This is a genomic window from [Pseudomonas] carboxydohydrogena, assembly GCF_029030725.1.
In the GTDB taxonomy this organism is placed as follows: domain Bacteria; phylum Pseudomonadota; class Alphaproteobacteria; order Rhizobiales; family Xanthobacteraceae; genus Afipia; species Afipia carboxydohydrogena.
Genome location: NZ_CP113162.1, coordinates 302,984 through 322,265, shown reverse-complemented (window position 1 = coordinate 322,265; position 19,282 = coordinate 302,984). Strand labels below are relative to the sequence as shown.

The window sequence follows — 19,282 nt, the reverse complement described above, 5'->3', positions numbered from 1 at the left end:
CATTTTAAATCGAACGGAGATCACCATGTCAGTCGTCATTCGCCTCGCCCGCGCCGGCACCAAGAAGCGCCCGTTTTATCATGTCGTCGTCGCCGACTCGCGCTTTCCCCGCGACGGCCGCTTCATCGAGCGCCTCGGCTACTTCAACCCGTTGCTGCCGAAGGACAACGAAGCCCGCCTCAAGCTCGACATGGAGCAGGTGAAGGCCTGGCTCGCCAAGGGCGCGCAGCCGTCCGACCGCGTGATGCGTTTCCTCGATGCAGCCGGCGTCAAGAAGCGCACCGCGCGCAACAACCCCGAGAAGGCCGTGCCGCGCAAGGAGCGCAAGGCCGCCGCTGAAGCCGCGAAGTAATTGAGCAAGGCAGCGCGCATTTGCGTTGCGAAAATCGGCGCCGCGCACGGGGTGCGCGGCGAGGTGCGGTTGTGGCCGTTCACCGAAGACCCGATGGCGGTGATCGACTACGGCCCGCTCTCGACCAAAGACGGCGCGCGGCAATTTGAAGTGGCGCGCGCCCGCGTCACCAAGGATCATCTGGTGGCAATGCTCAAGGGCGTCACCAATCGCGACGAAGCCGAGCGCCTCAACGGCATCGAGCTTTATATCGCGCGCGACGCCCTGCCCGACACCGATGAAGGCCAGTACTACCACGCCGACCTGATCGGCCTTGCCGCCATCGATCCGCAAGGCGCGGCCATCGGCACCGTCACGGCGATCCATAATTTCGGCGCGGGCGACATCATCGAGATCGCGCCGAAAAGCGGTCCCTCATTGTTGTTGCCCTTCACCAACGCCGTGGTGCCGACCGTCGATCTTGCGGCGGGGCATGTCGTGATCGAATTGCCGGGCGAAATCGAGGGGGATAGCCCTGACTCGGCGGATTCCGCGCCATGAGCTGGCGCGCCACCGTCCTTACACTCTTTCCGGAGATGTTTCCGGGCCCGCTCGGCGTCAGCCTCGCCGGGCGCGCGCTGACCTCGGACATCTGGCAACTCGACGTTCGCGACATCCGCGCCTCCGCAACCGACAAGCACCGCAGCGTTGACGACACCCCGGCCGGGGGCGGACCCGGCATGGTGCTGCGCGCCGACATTCTGGCGGCCGCCATCGACGCGGTTGGGCAGGATACGAGTAGCCCACGCCTCTTGATGAGCCCGCGCGGTCGGCCATTGACCCAGACGCGGGTGGTGGAACTGGCGGAAGGGCCCGGCCCGCTGATCGTCTGCGGCCGGTTCGAGGGCGTGGACCAGCGCGTGATCGAGGCGCGCGGCCTCGAGGAAGTGTCCATCGGCGATTACGTGCTGTCCGGCGGGGAACTCGGCGCCATGGTGCTGATCGATGCCTGCATCCGGCTGCTGCCCGGTGTCATGGGCAAGCTCGCCTCGGGAACCGAGGAAAGCTTCTCCGACGGGCTTCTGGAGTACCCGCAATATACCCGGCCCCAGACCTTTGAAGGCCATGGAATCCCTGATGTTTTGACCTCCGGAGACCATGCCAGGGTCGAGGCGTGGCGGCGTGCGCAGGCCGAATCCCTGACCCGAAGCCGCCGTCCGGACCTCTGGGCCGCCCGAAACGGCTCAAGGACGCCAAAAAACACGACGGACGGGTGACAACCGTTGCGGTTTGGCGTATAGCAGCGCCCAATCCGTGCACGTCCTCGTGTCCCGAATTCGGCATTCGCCAGAATCCGCTGCGCATTCCGTAGCGAATGCCGATTCGATCGGACACGAGGGGTTTATATTTGCCAGTGGTCCTTTGGTTCTGACATTCGCAAGGACGACTGCTGCAACGGGGTGCGAATGTCAGAACCGGACCACTGGATACGAAATTTCGCGCAGTCCCTTTCGGGCGCGCCGCCCGATGGAGTTTTGCTATGAATCTCATCCAAGAGCTCGAGAAAGAGCAGCTCGAAAAGCTCGCCGCCGGGAAGACGATTCCCGACTTCGGCCCCGGCGACACCGTGACCGTCAACGTCAAGGTCAAGGAAGGCGAGCGCACCCGCGTGCAGGCCTATGAGGGCGTCTGCATCGGCCGCAACGGCGGCGGCATCAACGAGAGCTTCACCGTGCGCAAGATTTCGTACGGCGAAGGTGTCGAGCGTGTCTTCCCGATCTATTCGCCGATGATCGACTCGATCAAGCTCGTGCGTCGCGGCAAGGTGCGTCGCGCCAAGCTGTATTACCTGCGCGGCCTGCGCGGCAAGTCGGCCCGCATCGTCGAAAAGCAGGACCAGCGCCAGACCGCTGCTGCGGCCGCCGAGTAATCGTTCTTCTTTCACGAATTCAAAAAAGCCCCGGTTCGCCGGGGCTTTTTTCATGCGCGATCGGACCAGAAATTATGTCGCGAGCGGGCCGTTCATGATCCAGCGATGGCCGAACGGGTCGCGCACGATCGCGGTGCGCGTGCCCCAGAACGAGTTCGTCGGCGTCACCTCGCCTTTCGCGCCGAGTTTCGTGGCGCGCGCGAACACCTCGTCCACCTCCTCGGAGGTTGCGAATTCGAGGCTGACCGAGGCCGTCACCGGCTCGCCCGGCAGCGGCGGGCGGGCGGTGCCGAATTCCGGGAACGCATCCGACAGGAACAGCGTGCCGCCGTTGATTTCCAGTTCGCAATGCATGATGCGAAGGCCGTCAAGCGCGGGCATCAGGGCTTTCTGCTTGGCGTCGAAAGCGGCGCTGTAGAAGGCGATGGCGCCCGCCGCGGGCGAAACCGTCAAATAGGGTGCGACCGGCGGCCGTGCAGACATTGAGGAGCCCCATGCAGTTCTTATATGGCGAGGATACTTTCCCGTGGCCCCTTATGCGAGTAAAAAGCCCGCTGCAACAGGCGCCTACGGAAAGCGCCCGACCCGGACAAGCGAACACCGAGTAAAGCGAAAGCATCATGGCCAAACCGACCACCCTGTACGACAAGATCTGGAACGATCATCTGGTTGACGAGCAGCCCGACGGCACCTGCCTGCTCTACATCGATCGCCACCTTGTCCACGAGGTGACCTCGCCGCAGGCGTTCGAAGGCCTGCGCACGGCGGGCCGCAAGGTGCATGCGCCGGAGAAGACGCTCGCCGTGGTCGATCACAACGTGCCGACGACGGATCGCTCCAAGCCCAATCCCGATCCGGAGAGCGCCGAACAGATCGCCGCGCTGGCCACCAACGCGCGCGATTTCGGCGTGCAGTACTTCAACGAATTCGACAAGCGTCAGGGCATCGTTCACGTCGTCGGCCCCGAGCAGGGCTTCACGCTGCCGGGCACCACCGTTGTCTGCGGCGACAGCCACACCTCGACGCATGGCGCGTTCGGCGCGCTGGCGCATGGCATCGGCACCTCCGAGGTCGAGCATGTGCTCGCCACCCAGACCCTGATCCAGAAGAAGGCGAAGAACATGCGCGCCGTCGTCGACGGCAAGCTGCCCGAAGGCGTCACCGCGAAGGACATCATCCTCGCCATCATCGGCGAAATCGGCACCGCGGGCGGCACCGGCTACGTGCTGGAATACGCCGGCGACGCGATCCGCGCGCTCACCATGGAAGGCCGCATGACGGTCTGCAACATGTCGATCGAAGGCGGCGCGCGCGCGGGCCTCGTTGCGCCGGATGAGAAGGCCTACGAATTCCTGAAAGGCCGTCCGCTGTCGCCGAAGGGCGCACACTGGGAGCAGGCCATCCGCTACTGGGACACGCTGCGCAGCGACGACGGCGCGCATTTCGATGCCGAGATTCGTCTCGATGCCGCGAACCTGCCGCCGATCGTTACCTGGGGCACGTCGCCTGAAGACGTCGCGTCGGTCGCGGGCTTCGTGCCCGATCCGGCGAAGATCGAGGACGAAGCCAAGCGGCTGTCGAAGGAGCGCGCGCTGGCTTACATGGGGCTGAAGGCCGGCACAAAAATCACCGACATCAAGCTCGACCGCGTGTTCATCGGCTCGTGCACCAACGGCCGCATCGAGGATCTGCGCGCGGCGGCCAAGGTCGTCGCCGGGCACACCGTCAACGGCAACCTCAACGCCATGGTGGTGCCGGGCTCGGGTCTCGTGAAGGAGCAGGCGGAAGCCGAGGGCCTCGACAAGATTTTCCTCAAGGCCGGTTTTGAGTGGCGCGAGCCGGGATGCTCGATGTGCCTTGCGATGAACCCCGACAAGCTGTCGCCTGAGGAGCGCTGCGCCTCGACCTCGAACCGCAATTTTGAGGGCCGTCAGGGCTTCAAGGGCCGCACCCATCTGGTGTCGCCCGCGATGGCGGCGGCGGCGGCGATCGCAGGCCACTTCGTCGATATCCGCGACTGGAAGGCCGCTTAAGCGTCCTTCATCACATCGGACTCAAATAAAAAACGGGCGCCGAAAGCGCCCGTTTTGTTTGGCATGTTCGTTTGTCCGCGAACTTCAGAAACCGAAGCTGAAACCGACGCCACGACCCCAGCCATAATAGCCCGGGCCGCCGTAGTAGCCGTACGGGCGATAATAGCCATACGGCCGATAGTAACCCGGCCCGTAATAATACGGCCGGTAATAGGGCCTATAGTACGGCCGATAATAGACCGGCGGACGGTAGTAGCGGCGGTAACGGCGCCGCGCGCTGACATCGGTCATCGCCTGCTTGGCGGGATGCGCCTGCTGCGAAGCACCCTGCGACTGTAACGTGGCGGCCTGTGCGGATGGCGCCGCCAGTGCGGCCCCCAGCGCCACCGCTCCGGCGGCGAGCAATGTCCGAAGACTGAATGTCATCAAATCCTCCTTCGATCTGCCTCAACACCCCGTCATAGCGATATCACGTTCCAGGAGCCGATGCCGACTCCAATCATTCCAAAACGAAAACAGGCCCGGTGAGGGGCCTGTTCGCTGATCCGCTGAAAGATCACCAGCGGCGATGACGCCAGTGGCGACGATGAGGATGCCAGTGACGGCGAGGGTGCCAATGACGACGATAGCGGACCTCCGTCGTTGTCCCGGCGGCGGCATGATCGGCGGCCGCGGCGGTGCCCGGTGCCGCAAGCGACATCGCATTCGCCTGTTGCGACGGGGTCGCGACAAACATCAGACCCGCGACTGCGAGAAGTCCGAGAAGTTTCTTCATCGTCAAGCTCTCCTATGACCAATGCAACAGCCGCCATCCGGCGACCGCAATTTCACGCCTGATAACCCGCGTGAACCACAAGAGTTCCCGATCGGGAAAGGCACGGTCAGCCTGAAAGCAGAGCGCTGAATGCCCGCTGAATGAACCGGGACCATAAAATGACGCCTGCAAAACAGCAGGCCAACTGAAAACGCCTCAGGTCTCAGCCCTGCCAGTGACAGCTTTCGCGCGGCACGATCACCGTCCCGCTCAGGCGATATTCGTACTCATAATAGGAATGGCAGATTCTGACCGAGTTCGGCCCCGGCCCGCGCGGTGTGTAGATATGGACCCGGCGGGGCCTGCGATGCCGCGCGCGCTCCCGGCTCTGCGCGGAAAATTCATCCACCCTCGGCGTGGCGGCGGGCGCAGCCATCGCGCCGGATTGCGCAGGTTCGGCGGCCGCCTGCCCGCCCGTCTGGAGCGTCACCAGCAAAATCGCCCCCGCCATGCTTAACAATAAATGCCGCATCTTCCGCCCGCCCCGCTCAGGAAGCCCGGAACGTCTCCGATTGGCCCTCCCGCGTCAATAACCCTCGCTCGCAGCGCATTCAGCCATGCGTCCAATGGGCCTTTGCCAAATCCGCCATTCACGATAAGAACCGTTCCAAATTGGCCTGCCTTTGATGGGCCCAACGGATTGAGACGATGGAAAAATTCACTGTTGTGAGCAGCGTGGCCGCGCCGCTGAAGATCATCAATGTCGACACCGACATGATCATCCCCAAGCAGTACCTGAAAACCATCAAGCGGACCGGGCTCGGCAAGGGACTGTTCTCGGAGCAGCGCTACAAGGACGACGGCAGCGAGAACCCGGATTTCGTGCTCAACAAACCGGCCTATCGCCACGCCCAGGTCCTCGTCGCCGGTGACAATTTCGGCTGCGGATCGAGCCGCGAGCATGCGCCCTGGGCGCTCGCCGATTTCGGCATCCGCTGCGTGATCTCGACCTCGTTCGGCGACATCTTCTACAACAACTCGTTCAAGAACGGCCTGCTGCCGATCCGCGTCACCCACGAGCAACTGGACAAGCTGTTCGACGACGCCGAGCGCGGCGCCAACGCCACGCTGACGATCGACCTCGAGAAGCAGGAAATTCGCGGGCCCGACGGCGGCGTGATCAATTTCGAGATCGACCCGTTCCGCAAGCACTGCCTGCTCAACGGCCTCGACGACATCGGCCTGACCATGCAGAAGAAGGCGTCGATCGACAGCTTCGAGGCTCGCGAGAAAACCGCGCGACCGTGGCTGTAATCTCCTTCGACAGTTCTTCTGTCATGGCTGGGCTCGTCCCGGCCTATTCGTCATTGCGAGCGAAGCGAAGCAATCCAGTATATTTCCAAAGAAAGAACTGGATTGCTTCGTCGCTGCGCTCCTCGCAATGACGACGCTTTATCCCGCCTGCTCCAAACTCTCGATCGCATCCGCCATCGCCAGCGTCCGCCGCGCCATCTCGGCGTGAAGCCGCTCGACCATGCGGCCCTCATAGCGGATCGCGCCCTTGCCCGCCGCGTCCGGCCGCGCGAACGCCGCGATGATGCCGCGCGCCTCGGCAAGCTCGTCTTCTGTCGGTTTGAAAATACGATTGGCAATTTCAATCTGCGAAGGATGAATCAGCGTCTTGCCGTCGAAGCCGAGGTCGCGCGCCTGCCCGCATTCCGCAGCAAAGCCCGCTTCATCGCTGAAATCGCTGTAAGGTCCGTCGAGAATTTCAATTCCATAGCTGCGCGCCGCGACGACGCAATTCAGAAACAGCGGCACCATCCCGGCACGCCCCGGCTTCATGCGAATCCGGGTGTCGAGCGAAATGTCGTTCGGACCAATCACGAACGCCGCGAGCCGCGCACCTTTGACAGCGGCGCATGCCGCGATCTCGGCAATACGCAGCACCGCAAGCGGCGTCTCGATCATCACCCACAGTCTGATCGCGGGATCGGCTCCCAGTTGATCGAGCCGCGCGCCGATGGCCGCGATATCCTCCGGTCCGGCGATCTTAGGAACCAGAACGGCGTCGGGCCGCGCCTGCGTTACAAGCGCGCTGTCGTCCTGCCAGAACGGCGAGGCGGCAGCATTGGTGCGGATGACGCGCTCGCGCCCGCCAAAACCGCCTTGCGCCAAAGCCTGTGCGATCTGCCCTCGCGCGTTCGGTTTTTCCTCCGGCGCGACCGAATCCTCGAGATCGAAAATGACGCCGTCGGCGGCAAGACTGCGCGCCTTCTCCAGCGCGCGCGCATTCGAGCCGGGCATGAACAGAACGCTGCGACGCGGGCGGATCATCGGCATTGCTCCAGACACATAACTGGGAGAGGCGTATCATCGGTAATGGAGGGAGGAAAGCCTTGCTCCGTGCGGAGGATCATGGTTAGCCAATGGAAATCATGCGGGAGTGACCATGCCTGAGAGATTTCCAAAACAGCTGATTTCCGGATACCGCACATTTGCGGCCCATCGTCTGCCAACGGAACAGTCGCGCTATCACGAACTGTCCGACATCGGCCAGTCGCCGGAAGTCATGGTGATCGGCTGTTGCGATTCACGCGTGTCGCCGGAAGTGATTTTCGACGCGGGGCCGGGCGAACTGTTCGTGGTGCGCAACGTCGCCAATCTGGTTCCGCCCTATGCGCCGGACGGCGAGGCCCACGGCGTCTCCTCGGCACTGGAATTCGCGGTGCAGGTGCTGAAGGTCAAGCACATCGTGGTGCTCGGCCATGCGCAATGCGGGGGCATCAAGGCGCTGGTACATCCTTCCGCGCCGCTCTCGCCCAGCGACTTCATCGGCAAGTGGATGTCGCTGTTGACCCCGACACGCGATGCCACCCCGCGCCAGCCGGGTGAGTCCGATACCGACTACATCACGCGCATGGAAAAGCGGGCGGTTTCGACCAGCCTCGACAATCTGATGACGTTCCCATGCGTGAAAATTCAGGTCGAGCGCGGCAAGATGCAGCTTCACGGCGCCTATTTCGGCGTCTCGCACGGGTCCTTGTCGATTCTCGACCGCGCCACCGGCGAATTCCAGACCGTGACCCAGACGCTGCCGCTTGGCTACGAGAACGCCCGGCCTCATTCGGCTTCACACTGAACCCGCATACAAAACAAGCCGCCCGAAGGCGGCTTGCATCACATAGAATTGGAAGGCTGCCTTTCAGGCGGCCTTTTTCTTGGGCTGCAACAGCTTGCGGTTGACCAGCACTTCAGCGATCTGGATCGCGTTCAGCGCGGCGCCCTTGCGCAGATTGTCCGACACGCACCAGAACGCCAGACCGTTCTCCACCGTGGCGTCCTCGCGGATGCGGCTGATATAGGTCGCGTCCTCGCCCGCCGCCTCGTACGGCGTGGCGTATCCGCCCGGCTCGCGCTTGTCGATGACGAGACAGCCCGGCGCCTTGCGCAGGATCTCGCGCGCCTCATCCGGCGTGATCGGCTTTTCGAACTCGATGTTGACGGCTTCGGAATGGCTGATGAACACCGGCACGCGCACGCAGGTCGCGGTCAGCCTGATCTTGGGGTCGAGAATCTTCTTGGTCTCGGCCACCATCTTCCATTCTTCCTTGGTGTAGCCGTCCTCCATGAACACGTCGATCTGCGGGATGACGTTGAAGGCGATGCGCTTCGGAAACTTCTTCGTCACCAGATCGTCGTTGGTGTAGACCGACTTGGTCTGCGAGAACAGTTCGTCCATCGCATCCTTGCCCGCGCCCGACACCGACTGATAGGTCGAGACCACGACGCGCTTGATGGTCGCGGCATCGTGCAGCGGCTTCAAGGCAACGACGAGTTGCGCGGTCGAGCAGTTCGGGTTGGCGATGATGTTGCGCTTGGTGAAACCGGCGGCCGCGTCGGCGTTCACTTCCGGCACGATCAGCGGCACGTCAGAATCGTAGCGCCAGGCCGAGGAGTTATCGATCACCACCGCGCCCTGCGCCGCGATCCTGGGCGACCATTCCTTGGACACCTCGCCGCCCGCCGACATCAGGCAGATATCGACGTCGCTGAAATCGTAGTTCTCCAGCGCTTTGACTTTCAGGGTGCGGTCGCCGAACGACACTTCGGTGCCCTGGCTGCGGCGCGACGCCAGCGCGACCACTTCGTCGGCCGGAAAGGCGCGCTCGTCCAGGATGTTGAGCATTTCCCGGCCCACATTGCCGGTAGCTCCCACGCAGGCGACCTTGAAACCCATTTTGATTCTCCAAAGGACCGTACCGCCCGGCGGTCCGCGCGGGGCGGTAACGCCGGGTATCTATGCGAAAAACGCCGTGAATACAACGCCATGAATGCAGATGAACACCGCGCCGCCGTCATATCGGGGACGGGACGAACCGCACCCTCCCCGACCCATGGAGTCGCTGCCGGTAAATTGCTGACCTTTTGAAACATTTTCGGCTGCCGCGCCGTTTATTCGGTCCGACTGTGGCCCAATTCACCTTGTGGCGGCGCCCCCGGAACAGGTAAATTGTCCTCAACTCTGGAATTCGCGAGGGCACGATGGTTTTGAAAATGATGCGCACCAACGTCTTGGCGGCCGCACTGGCGACGCTGGCGGTGGCCGCTGTTGTGGGAGTTGGCGTCAGCGAGGCGAATGCCGCGCCGAAGAAGAAGCAGACCGTGGTGTCCCGCGATGGCCGTGGCGTGAACTATTCCTATCGCGCAGGCCCCCGCACCCGCGTTTTCATTTCCCGCCGGTCGTGGCTCGATGGCGGCACCGAGGTGCTGCCCGGCGATCGCAAGTTCACCGACTACGCGCTGGCGCCCGGCTATCACTATGGCCGCACCATCGACCGCACCAATGTCGGGCGCAATCCGCTTTCCGACAATTACGATCTCGGCGGCTATCCGACGGCGTTCCCGCTGTACTGATCGCAGCCTCAGTCCTGAATCGAAAATGCCCGGCTCGCGCCGGGCATTTTTATTTTCAGCCGCATGCAACCGATCAGCGGTGCAGCGCCTGCACTTCCTTCAGCACCGCCTCACCCATCTGCGAGGTGGAGACGCCCTTCGCGCCAGCGGCGGCGATGTCGCCGGTGCGGATGCCCTTCTCAAGCACATTCGCAATGGCCTTCTCGATGGTGTCGGCGAGCGCGCCCATATCGAACGAATAGCGCAGCGCCATGCCGAACGAAGCCAGCATCGCCAGCGGATTGGCGAGACCCTTGCCGGCGATGTCGGGGGCCGAACCGTGCACCGGCTCGTACAGCGCCTTGCGTTTGCCGGTTTTGGCGTCGGTCGCGCCGAGCGAGGCCGACGGCAGCATGCCGAGCGAACCGGTCAGCATCGCCGCGATATCGGACAGCACGTCGCCGAACAGGTTGTCGGTGACGATGACGTCGAACTGCTTGGGATTGCGCACAAGCTGCATGCCGCCGGAATCGGCAAGCTGGTGCTCGAGCTTCACGTCCTTGTACTTCTCGGCATGCACGCGGGTCACGACCTCGTTCCACAACAGGCCGCTCTTCATGACGTTGCGCTTTTCCATCGACGTCACCTTGTTGCCGCGCTTGCGCGCGAGGTCGAAGGCGACAGCGGCGATGCGCTCGATCTCGTAGGTCTCATAGACCTGCGTATCGACAGCGCGCTTCTTGCCGCCGCCGAGATCGGTGATCTCCTTCGGCTCGCCGAAATAGACGCCGCCGGTGAGTTCGCGCACGATCATGATGTCGAGGCCCTCGACGATCTCGCGCTTGAGGCTCGATGAATCCGCGAGCGCGGGATAGCAGATCGCCGGGCGCAGATTGGCGAACAGTTCGAGATCCTTGCGCAGCCGCAGCAGGCCCGCTTCGGGGCGCACATCGAACGGCACCGGGTCCCATTTCGGGCCGCCGACCGCGCCGAGCAGAACGGCGTCCGCCGCCTTCGCCTTCGCCACAGTGGCGTCGGTGATCGCGACCTTGTCCGCATCATAGGCGCAGCCGCCGACGAGGCCGGTCTCGGTCTCGAAGCTCGCGATGCCCTGCGCGTTCAGCCAGTCGATCAGGCGCTTCACCTCTCCCATCACCTCGGGGCCGATGCCGTCGCCGGGGAGAAGCAATAATTTGTGCGGTGCCATAGTAGAATTGTCCTGTCGCTGGTTGCCGGGTATGGGAAGTCGCGGTCTTGCTAGATTCCCCCTGCGCCTTTTGCAAGCTGCATCGGCCAAACACCGGCATTTGCAGGGCTCTCTGAGCGGTTTGCATGACCACGCGCGCTCCCACGGTCGCCGAAACCCGTCCGGCTCTGGCTGTCCTCACGCTAGCCCTCGGCCCCGCGATCGGCCTCGGCATCTGCCGGTTTGCCTATTCGCTGGTGCTGCCGGATATGCGCGACACGCTGGTCTGGTCTTATGCCACCGCCGGCGCGATGAACACGATCAACGCCGCGGGCTATCTCGCCGGAGCGCTGCTGGCCGCTCCGATGGCCAAGCGCATCGGGCTCCTGAAAACCATCCATCTCGGCATCGCGATGTGCCTCGTCTCGCTGGCGATAAGCTCGGTCTCCGGCGCGCCGGTGCCGTTCGGGTTCGCGCGAACACTCTCGGGCATCGGCGGCGCGTTCGCGCTGGTCTGCGGCGGCGCGCTTGCCGCCTCCATCGCGCAGATGCATCCAATGCGCGCGGCGTTATTGATCGGGCTGTTCTACAACGGCCCGGCGATGGGGCTGATCATTTCGGGATCGATTTCTCCGTTCCTGCTGCAAGGCTTCGGACGCGGTTCGTGGTGGATCGTGTGGATCGTGCTCGCCGCGATCTCGGCGGTGATGGCGGTGCCGCTGCTGCGTATCCGCGTGCATCCGGTCAGCGTCGGAACGGCCAGACAGGATTCATCGGTGATGCCGATCCTGCCCTATCTCGCGGGCTATTTCCTCTACGGCGCGGGCTACATCGCCTATCTCACCTTCATGATCGCCTACATCCGCGACGATGGCGGAGGCGCTGCGGCGCAGAGCGCGTTCTGGTGTCTGATCGGATTGGGCGGCATCAGCGCGCCATGGATCTGGCGCGGCGTGATGGCGCGCGGGCAGAGCGGCTTCGCGATGGCGCTGATGATCGGGATCACCGCGATCGGCGCGGGGCTTCCGCTCGCGGGCTCCTCGCCATGGATCTTTGCCGCGTCGGCGCTGATTTTCGGCAACGGCTTTCTCGCCACCACGATCGCGACCACCGCCTTCACGCGATTCAATTATCCCGAGCCCGCCTGGCCGCGCGTGATCGCGGTCATCACCATCATCTTCAGCATCGGGCAGATCCTCGGCCCTCTCGTCACCGGCGCGATCACCGATCTCACCGGAACGCTGTCGTCCGCGCTCGCAGTCTCGGCGGCGGCGCTGGCGCTCGGCGCGGTGGTGAGCCTGTTCCAGCGCGCGCTGCCTTTCAGCCGCAACGGCGCCCGCTAGGGCACGCTTCTTCATGCGATGGTCTGCATTGCATTGTGCAGCGCGGCTTTGGTAAAGCCGAATTCTCATCTGTTTATTGGACTTTCTCTCATGACCGCATCCGCCAACGCCAATCTCTACGCCCGCCTGTTCGACGGGTTGAAGGACCCTCTCAAGACGGCGATCGAACCGGATGGCCACGCGCCCATCAGCTATCGCGAACTCGATGAGCGCGCGGCGCAATATGCCAGCCATCTCCAGGCTTGCGGCGTGAAGCCCGGCGACCGCGTTGCCGTGCAGGTCGAGAAATCCGTCGCCGCGGTGATGCTCTATCTCGCCACCGTGCGCGCTGGCGCGATTTTCCTGCCGCTCAACACCGCCTACACGCTCAACGAACTTGAATATTTTTTCGGAGATGCCGAACCGTCGCTGATCGTCTGCGACCCCGCGAAAGCGGCGGGCATCGCCGGCATCGCCAAACCCATCGGCGCCCGCGTCGAGACGCTGGACAGCGAAGGGCGCGGTTCGCTCAGCGAGGGCGCGGCAAAGTCCGCAACATCTTTCCCGACGGTCCATCGCGATGGCAGCGACCTCGCCGCCATCCTCTACACCTCCGGCACCACCGGCCGCTCCAAGGGCGCGATGCTGTCGCACGACAATCTCACATCGAACGCGCTGACACTGGTGGACTACTGGCGCTTCACCGACAAGGACGTGCTGATCCACGCGCTGCCGATCTATCATACGCACGGCCTGTTCGTGGCGATCAACACCTGCCTGGTCGCGCGCGCGACGATGATCTTCCTCAACAAGCTCGACACCGACCGCATCATCGACCTGATGCCGCGCGCGACCGTGCTGATGGGCGTGCCGACTTTCTACGTGCGGCTGTTGCAGAATCCGCGCCTGACGAAGGAAGCCGCGTCCCACATGCGGCTGTTTATTTCCGGCTCCGCGCCGCTTCTCGCCGAAACCCATCGCGAATGGTCGGCGCGCACCGGCCATGCCGTGCTGGAGCGCTACGGCATGACCGAAACCAACATGAACACCTCGAACCCGTATGACGGCGACCGCGTGCCGGGCGCGGTCGGCTTTCCCCTGCCGGGCGTCACCATGCGCGTCACCGATCCCGAAACCGGCCGCGAACTGCCGCGCGACGAGATCGGCATGCTGGAGGTCAAGGGCCCGAACGTGTTTCAGGGCTACTGGCGGATGCCGGACAAGACCAAGGCCGAATTCCGCGACGGCTTCTTCATCACCGGCGACCTCGGCAAGATCGACCCGCGCGGCTATGTGCACATCATCGGGCGCGGCAAGGATCTCGTGATCTCGGGCGGCTTCAACGTCTACCCGAAGGAAATCGAGAGCGAGATCGACGCCATCCCCGGCGTGATCGAGAGCGCGGTGATCGGCGTGCCGCATGCCGATTTCGGCGAAGGCGTTACCGCCGTGGTGGTGCCCGACAGGAAGACGCCGCTGGATGAGGCCGCCGTGCTGCGCGCGCTCGACGGCCGCCTCGCGAAATTCAAATTGCCCAAGCGCGTGCTGTTCATCGACGAACTGCCGCGCAACACCATGGGCAAGGTGCAGAAGAACATCCTGCGCGACACCTACGGAAATCTCTACGCAGGCGCGAAATAGCCGGGCGGCGCATCAGCCGCGAGTTCCGCAGATGAGGCATGCCCGGTCTGCGGAACCTGAAGGTCTGCACACCGGGAAGCGCTACTCGCCACCGCCGAGCGAAAAGCCGAGCCATGCCGCCAGCGGACCGGCGGCACAGAGCAGGCAAATTTCCAGCGGCATGTAGGTGCGGGAGATCGGCATCCTCGTCAGGATGAGGCACAGCAACAATCCGATCGCGGAGAAGCCAAAGATGCCCATGAACGGGGTCTTTTTGAAATCCGGATCGGGCCGGCGGGCGGGCTGCTGGGGCGGGATTTCGGGAAGCGCCATCAAGAACATAATGCGTTAATTTGTCGCACTTTAGCCGAAAACCGACCCGTGAGCAAATCGAGGCTTCTCCAGAGGCGTCGGAAGATCAAAGAATGAATTATTGATCATTTTCATAAAGCGCGTGTTTGCACTGGCATACAAAATACATAGCTAATCGTCACAACTAAATAATGAATCAATATTCTCAATTATCATAGTTTCGCATTGCGCTCATTCCTTCCTGTCCGTAAATAGAAATTCTCTAACCCTCGGGCGCGAAGAAAACCTTCGCCGCATTTTCTCGAAAAGTCACCGATGGCCGCACAGACAGGACGTCCGCTCTCACCCTTCATGACCTATCGGTGGACGTTGACGATGATCATGTCGATCATCCACCGCGTCACCGGACTCGCCCTTTATGCCGGCACGCTGTTGCTGGCCTGGTGGCTGATCGCCACCGCGTCCGGCCCCGCCGCCTATGCCTGCCTCCAGAGTTTCACGACGAGCTGGATCGGCCGTCTGATCGAAATCGGCTTCACCTGGTCGCTCTTGCATCACGCCTTCAGCGGATTGCGCTACTTCGCCTGGGACACCGGGCATGGTTTCGGCCCGGAAGCCCGCGAGCGGCTGACGCAAATCGCGCTCGTCGCCGGGATCGTCGCCACCGCCGCGCTGTGGACCGCCTTCTACATGATCGGAGCCGGCCGATGAGCGCGCGTGACACCGGCAAATCCGCCTCGATGCGCACCCCGCTCGCCAATGTGCGCCGTCTCGGCGCCGCCCATGCTGGCACTTCCGATTTCTTCCGCCAGCGCGTCACGGCGCTCGCGATGGCGCTCCTGATAATCCCCGTCGCGGTCGTTGTGCTGATGCTGACCGGGCGCGATCAGGCCGCCGCCGCGCAGCTTCTCGGATCGCCGATCGTCGCGATCCTGCTCGCGCTCTTCATCGTCGCGGGCTGCCTGCACATGAAGATCGGCGTGCAGGTCGTGATCGAGGATTACGTGCACGGCGAAGCGCTCAAGCTGCTCGCCATCATCGCCAACAATTTCTTTTCGTTCGCCGTCGGGCTTGCGTCGATCTTCGCGATCCTCAAGCTCTCGTTCGGGAGTTAAATCATGACAGCAAACGGCAAGGCCGCGGGCCCGGCCTACCCGATCGAGGATCACACCTACGACGTGGTGGTGGTGGGCGCCGGAGGCGCGGGATTGCGCGCCGTGGTCGGCTGTTCGGAAGCGGGTCTTCGCACCGCCTGCGTCACGAAAGTCTTTCCGACCCGCTCGCACACCGTCGCCGCGCAAGGCGGCATCTCCGCCTCGCTCGGCAACATGCATCCCGACGACTGGCGCTGGCACATGTACGATACCGTGAAGGGATCGGACTGGCTCGGCGATCAGGACTCCATCGAATACATGGTGCGCAACGCGCCCGCCGCCGTCTATGAGCTTGAACATTGGGGCGTGCCGTTCTCGCGCACAGAAGACGGCAAGATCTTCCAGCGTCCATTCGGCGGCATGACCCGCGATTTCGGCAAGGGCCAGGCGCAGCGCACCTGCGCCGCCGCCGACCGCACCGGCCACGCCATGCTCCACACGATGTACGGTCAGGCGGTGCGCCATTCGGCGGAATTCTTCATCGAGTTTTTCGCCATCGATCTCATCATGGACGATCAGGGCGTCTGCCGCGGCGTGGTCGCGCTCAAGCTCGACGACGGCACGCTGCATCGCTTTCGCGCGCAAACCACGATTCTCGCCACCGGCGGCTACGGCCGCGCCTACCAGTCCTGCACCTCGGCGCATACCTGCACCGGCGACGGCGGCGGCATGGCGCTGCGCGCGGGCCTGCCATTGCAGGACATGGAATTCGTGCAATTCCATCCGACCGGCATTTTCCCGGCGGGCTGTCTCATCACCGAAGGCGCGCGCGGCGAAGGCGGCTATCTCGTCAACGCCGAGGGCGAGCGCTTCATGGAGCGCTATGCGCCATCCGCGAAGGATCTCGCCTCGCGCGACGTCGTCTCGCGCGCGATGACGATCGAAATTCGCGAGGGACGCGGCGTCGGCAAGAAGAAGGACCACATCTTCCTTCATCTCGACCATCTCGATCCCGCCGTGCTGCATCAGCGGCTGCCGGGCATTTCGGAATCGGCGAAGATTTTCGCCGGCGTCGATGTCACCCGCGAGCCGATCCCGGTGCTGCCGACCGTGCACTACAACATGGGCGGCATCCCGACCAATTTCCACGGCGAGGTTGTCGTGAAGAAGCCGGGCGACGACGACGCGGTGGTGCAGGGCCTGATGGCGGTCGGCGAAGCCGCTTGCGTGTCGGTGCACGGCGCCAACCGTCTCGGCTCGAACTCGCTGATCGATCTCGTGGTGTTCGGCCGCGCGGCGGCGTTGCGCTGCGCCGAGAAGCTGACGCCGGACGGCAAGCAGCCGGAGCTGCCCGCCGATTCTGCCGACAAGGCGCTCGCCCGCCTCGACCATTTCCGCAACGCCTCCGGCGGCACGCCGACCGCGAAGCTGCGCGACTCGATGCAGCGCGTGATGCAGAACAACTGCGCCGTGTTCCGCACCGGCGACGTGCTCGCCGAAGGCAAGGACCTGATCCACAAGGTTCACGGCGGCATCAGCGACATCGGCGTCACCGACCGCTCGCTGATCTGGAACACCGACCTGATCGAAACGCTCGAACTCGACAATCTCATCGTGCAGGCGGTGGTGACGATGGATTCCGCCGTCAACCGCACCGAGAGCCGCGGCGCGCATGCGCGCGAGGATTTCTCCGAGCGCGACGACAAGAACTGGATGAAGCACACGCTGGCGTGGATCGATCCCAAGGCCAACACCACGATCGATTACCGCCCGGTGCACAGCTACACGATGACCAACGACATTCAGTACATTCCGCCGAAGGCGCGCGTGTATTGAGCGATTGCCCGCTCCGCAGGGAATGACAAAGACAAAGGCTTTACGTCATGGTTGAATTCGCGCTGCCAAAAAACTCCACCGTCACAGGCGGAAAGACATGGCCGAAGCCGGAGGGTGCTGGCGAAACGCGCGAATATCACATCTACCGCTGGTCGCCGGACGACGGCCAGAACCCGCGGATGGACACCTATTACGTCAACACCGCCGATTGCGGCCCGATGATCCTCGACGGCCTGATATGGATCAAGAACCACATCGACCCGACGCTGACCTTCCGCCGCTCCTGCCGCGAGGGCGTCTGCGGCTCCTGCGCGATGAACATCGACGGGCAGAACACGCTGGCCTGCACCCGCGCGGCGAGCGAGGTCGAGAGCGGACCGATCACCATCCGCCCACTGCCTCACCAGCCTGTCGTCAAGGATCTCGTTCCCGACCTCACCAATTTCTACGCGCAATATGCGTCGATCGAGCCGTGGCTGCACACCACCACCGCGACGCCACAGAAGGAATGGCGGCAATCGATCCAGGAGCGCAGCAAGCTCGATGGACTTTACGAGTGCATCCTCTGCGCCTGCTGCTCGACCTCCTGCCCGAGCTACTGGTGGAACAGCGACCGCTATCTCGGTCCCGCCGCGCTGCTGCAAGCCGACCGCTGGGTCAACGACAGCCGCGATGAGGCCACCGGCGCGCGGCTCGACAATCTGGAAGACCCGTTCCGGCTCTATCGCTGCCACACCATCATGAACTGCACCAAGGCCTGCCCGAAGGGATTGAATCCCGCGAAGGCCATCGCCGACCTCAAGGCCAAGATGGTCGAGCGGCAGGTGTAATCTTTCGCAACCCACCGCTTCCAATCAAAAGGCCCGCCGCTCAATCCGGCGGGCCTTTTCTTTTCAGGCTGATTGTCTCACATCAGAACTTGTCGGCGTCGATCACCGCCTGTGCGAACGCCTGCGGCGCTTCCTGCGGCAGATTGTGGCCGATGCCGCCGGTGACCAGCCGGTGTGCATACTTGCCGGTGAATCGTTTCGCATAGGAGTCCGGCGAAGGATGCGGCGCGCCGTTGGCGTCGCCTTCCATCGTGATGGTCGGCACCGCGATGCTTGGCAATTGTTCGAGGCGGCTCTCGATGCTGTCGTATTTCGCCTCGCCCTCGGCAAGGCCCAGCCGCCAGCGATAATTATGGATCGAGATCGCCACATGATCGGGATTGTCGAGCGACTTCGCGCTGCGCGCGAAAGTCGCATCGTCGAATCGCCATTGGGGCGACGCCAACTGCCAGATCAGTTTCGCGAATTCATGAGTGTATTGCTTATAGCCGAGAGCGCCGCGCTCCGTTGAGAAATAGAACTGGTACCACCAAGCGAGTTCGGCCTTCGGCGGCAGCGGCTTTGCATTCGCCGCGCGGCTACCGATGAGATAACCCGACACGGCGACCAGCGCCTTGACGCGTTCCGGCCAGAGCGCGGCGAGAATGCCCGCCGTGCGTCCGCCCCAATCGTAACCCGCGACCAGCGCCCGCTCGATCTTGAGCGCGTCCATCAGCGCAATGGTATCCACCGCGAGCGCGGCCGGCTGGCCGTTACGCATCGTATCGGCGGAGAGGAATTGCGTGGTGCCGTAACCGCGCGCATGCGGAGCGATGACGCGGTAACCCTTCGCGACGAGTATTGGCAACACGTCGATGAAGCTGTGAATGTCGTAGGGCCAGCCGTGCAGCAAAAGCACCACGGGACCGTTCGCAGGACCGGCCTCAAAATAGCCGATGTCGAGAACACCGGCCTTGATCTGGCGGATCGGAGCGAGCGCGTCCGCATTGCTCGATGAGGCGGCGGCGCTCGCTGTGCCTGCACCTTGCGCATGGGCGGGGTGGAGCAATCCAAATCCCGCGGCGGTCAGCGCGGCGGCGCCGGTCGAGGCGATCTGGAGAAAGTTGCGGCGGTTCGCATTGATGGGGTCGGACATGGC

At 63.5% G+C, this 19,282-nt stretch carries 23 protein-coding genes; 14 read left to right on the top strand and 9 right to left on the bottom strand.

Going from position 1 to position 19,282, the window contains the following annotated elements:
• Window positions 1–25 precede the first annotated feature (25 nt).
• The 4 genes from rpsP (at window position 26) to rplS (ending at window position 2,261) form a co-directional block, all read left to right on the top strand.
• The gene (rpsP, locus tag AFIC_RS01535) at window positions 26–352 is read left to right on the top strand and encodes a 30S ribosomal protein S16 (protein ID WP_275247441.1); all 327 of its coding nucleotides are present in this window, start codon (window positions 26–28) and stop codon (window positions 350–352) included.
• Entirely contained in the window at window positions 353–892 is a 540-nt protein-coding gene (gene rimM / locus AFIC_RS01530) for a ribosome maturation factor RimM (protein WP_275247440.1), read from the top strand. It abuts the gene before it with no gap.
• Window positions 889–1,608: a tRNA (guanosine(37)-N1)-methyltransferase TrmD gene (gene trmD / locus AFIC_RS01525; protein ID WP_275247439.1), complete on the top strand. Its 720-nt coding sequence runs from the start codon at window positions 889–891 to the stop codon at window positions 1,606–1,608. Before rimM ends, trmD begins: the two co-directional genes overlap by 4 nt.
• 263 nt (window positions 1,609–1,871) lie before the next feature.
• On the top strand, window positions 1,872–2,261 hold the full coding sequence (rplS, locus tag AFIC_RS01520) for a 50S ribosomal protein L19 (RefSeq protein ID WP_275247438.1): 390 nt from the start codon (window positions 1,872–1,874) through the stop codon (window positions 2,259–2,261).
• 72 nt (window positions 2,262–2,333) lie between these two features.
• Here the strand turns inward: rplS and AFIC_RS01515 are convergent, their stop codons facing one another.
• The gene (locus AFIC_RS01515; RefSeq protein ID WP_275247437.1) at window positions 2,334–2,744 is read right to left on the bottom strand and encodes a VOC family protein; all 411 of its coding nucleotides are present in this window, start codon (window positions 2,742–2,744) and stop codon (window positions 2,334–2,336) included.
• Between the two features lie 137 nt (window positions 2,745–2,881).
• Between AFIC_RS01515 and leuC the strand changes: the two genes are divergently transcribed.
• Entirely contained in the window at window positions 2,882–4,294 is a 1,413-nt protein-coding gene (gene leuC / locus AFIC_RS01510; protein WP_275247436.1) for a 3-isopropylmalate dehydratase large subunit, read from the top strand.
• A gap of 84 nt (window positions 4,295–4,378) precedes the next feature.
• Here leuC and AFIC_RS01505 read toward each other — a convergent pair whose 3' ends face one another.
• The 3 genes from AFIC_RS01505 to AFIC_RS01495 form a co-directional block, all read right to left on the bottom strand.
• On the bottom strand, window positions 4,379–4,720 hold the full coding sequence (locus tag AFIC_RS01505; RefSeq protein WP_275247435.1) for a hypothetical protein: 342 nt from the start codon (window positions 4,718–4,720) through the stop codon (window positions 4,379–4,381).
• Window positions 4,721–4,850: 130 nt separating this feature from the next.
• Window positions 4,851–5,069 (bottom strand): hypothetical protein, encoded by a 219-nt coding sequence (locus AFIC_RS01500; protein ID WP_275247434.1) that lies wholly within the window; start codon window positions 5,067–5,069, stop codon window positions 4,851–4,853.
• Window positions 5,070–5,271: 202 nt separating this feature from the next.
• The gene (locus AFIC_RS01495; RefSeq protein WP_420833354.1) at window positions 5,272–5,538 is read right to left on the bottom strand and encodes a hypothetical protein; all 267 of its coding nucleotides are present in this window, start codon (window positions 5,536–5,538) and stop codon (window positions 5,272–5,274) included.
• Window positions 5,539–5,756: 218 nt separating this feature from the next.
• Between AFIC_RS01495 and leuD the strand changes: the two genes are divergently transcribed.
• Entirely contained in the window at window positions 5,757–6,362 is a 606-nt protein-coding gene (gene leuD, locus AFIC_RS01490) for a 3-isopropylmalate dehydratase small subunit (protein WP_275247432.1), read from the top strand.
• 138 nt (window positions 6,363–6,500) lie between these two features.
• On the opposite strand, the gene AFIC_RS01485 is transcribed toward leuD, so the two are convergent.
• The gene (locus AFIC_RS01485) at window positions 6,501–7,385 is read right to left on the bottom strand and encodes an HpcH/HpaI aldolase/citrate lyase family protein (RefSeq protein ID WP_275247431.1); all 885 of its coding nucleotides are present in this window, start codon (window positions 7,383–7,385) and stop codon (window positions 6,501–6,503) included.
• Window positions 7,386–7,500: 115 nt separating this feature from the next.
• Here AFIC_RS01485 and AFIC_RS01480 point away from each other — a divergent pair, with 115 nt between their 5' ends.
• The gene (locus AFIC_RS01480; RefSeq protein ID WP_275247430.1) at window positions 7,501–8,190 is read left to right on the top strand and encodes a carbonic anhydrase; all 690 of its coding nucleotides are present in this window, start codon (window positions 7,501–7,503) and stop codon (window positions 8,188–8,190) included.
• A 63-nt stretch (window positions 8,191–8,253) separates the two neighbouring features.
• On the opposite strand, the gene AFIC_RS01475 is transcribed toward AFIC_RS01480, so the two are convergent.
• Window positions 8,254–9,288 carry an aspartate-semialdehyde dehydrogenase gene (locus tag AFIC_RS01475; protein ID WP_275247429.1) on the bottom strand — a complete coding sequence of 345 codons (1,035 nt, stop codon included), beginning with the start codon at window positions 9,286–9,288 and terminating at the stop codon, window positions 8,254–8,256.
• Between the two features lie 305 nt (window positions 9,289–9,593).
• Here AFIC_RS01475 and AFIC_RS01470 point away from each other — a divergent pair, with 305 nt between their 5' ends.
• A complete protein-coding gene (locus AFIC_RS01470; RefSeq protein ID WP_275247428.1) occupies window positions 9,594–9,965 on the top strand; it encodes a hypothetical protein in 372 nt (123 codons plus the stop codon).
• Window positions 9,966–10,038: 73 nt separating this feature from the next.
• On the opposite strand, the gene leuB is transcribed toward AFIC_RS01470, so the two are convergent.
• Window positions 10,039–11,151 (bottom strand): 3-isopropylmalate dehydrogenase, encoded by a 1,113-nt coding sequence (leuB, locus tag AFIC_RS01465; RefSeq protein ID WP_275247427.1) that lies wholly within the window; start codon window positions 11,149–11,151, stop codon window positions 10,039–10,041.
• A 125-nt stretch (window positions 11,152–11,276) separates the two neighbouring features.
• Between leuB and AFIC_RS01460 the strand changes: the two genes are divergently transcribed.
• Together AFIC_RS01460 and AFIC_RS01455 are read left to right on the top strand one after the other, a co-directional pair.
• Window positions 11,277–12,473 (top strand): YbfB/YjiJ family MFS transporter, encoded by a 1,197-nt coding sequence (locus AFIC_RS01460; protein WP_275247426.1) that lies wholly within the window; start codon window positions 11,277–11,279, stop codon window positions 12,471–12,473.
• A gap of 90 nt (window positions 12,474–12,563) precedes the next feature.
• Entirely contained in the window at window positions 12,564–14,093 is a 1,530-nt protein-coding gene (locus AFIC_RS01455) for a malonate--CoA ligase (RefSeq protein WP_275247425.1), read from the top strand.
• Between the two features lie 81 nt (window positions 14,094–14,174).
• On the opposite strand, the gene AFIC_RS01450 is transcribed toward AFIC_RS01455, so the two are convergent.
• Window positions 14,175–14,405: a hypothetical protein gene (locus tag AFIC_RS01450; protein WP_275247424.1), complete on the bottom strand. Its 231-nt coding sequence runs from the start codon at window positions 14,403–14,405 to the stop codon at window positions 14,175–14,177.
• 294 nt (window positions 14,406–14,699) lie between these two features.
• Here AFIC_RS01450 and sdhC point away from each other — a divergent pair, with 294 nt between their 5' ends.
• Genes sdhC through AFIC_RS01430 form a run of 4 tightly spaced genes read left to right on the top strand, consistent with a single transcriptional unit; the run spans window position 14,700 to window position 18,144 of the window.
• Window positions 14,700–15,095: a succinate dehydrogenase, cytochrome b556 subunit gene (gene sdhC / locus AFIC_RS01445; RefSeq protein ID WP_275247423.1), complete on the top strand. Its 396-nt coding sequence runs from the start codon at window positions 14,700–14,702 to the stop codon at window positions 15,093–15,095.
• Window positions 15,092–15,499 carry a succinate dehydrogenase, hydrophobic membrane anchor protein gene (gene sdhD / locus AFIC_RS01440; RefSeq protein ID WP_275247422.1) on the top strand — a complete coding sequence of 136 codons (408 nt, stop codon included), beginning with the start codon at window positions 15,092–15,094 and terminating at the stop codon, window positions 15,497–15,499. Before sdhC ends, sdhD begins: the two co-directional genes overlap by 4 nt.
• 3 nt (window positions 15,500–15,502) lie before the next feature.
• Window positions 15,503–17,314, top strand: coding sequence for a succinate dehydrogenase flavoprotein subunit (gene sdhA / locus AFIC_RS01435; protein ID WP_275247421.1), 1,812 nt, complete (start codon window positions 15,503–15,505; stop codon window positions 17,312–17,314).
• A 47-nt stretch (window positions 17,315–17,361) separates the two neighbouring features.
• Entirely contained in the window at window positions 17,362–18,144 is a 783-nt protein-coding gene (locus tag AFIC_RS01430) for a succinate dehydrogenase iron-sulfur subunit (protein ID WP_275247420.1), read from the top strand.
• Window positions 18,145–18,226: 82 nt separating this feature from the next.
• Here the strand turns inward: AFIC_RS01430 and AFIC_RS01425 are convergent, their stop codons facing one another.
• Window positions 18,227–19,279 (bottom strand): alpha/beta fold hydrolase, encoded by a 1,053-nt coding sequence (locus AFIC_RS01425; RefSeq protein ID WP_275247419.1) that lies wholly within the window; start codon window positions 19,277–19,279, stop codon window positions 18,227–18,229.
• Window positions 19,280–19,282: the final 3 nt, after the last annotated feature.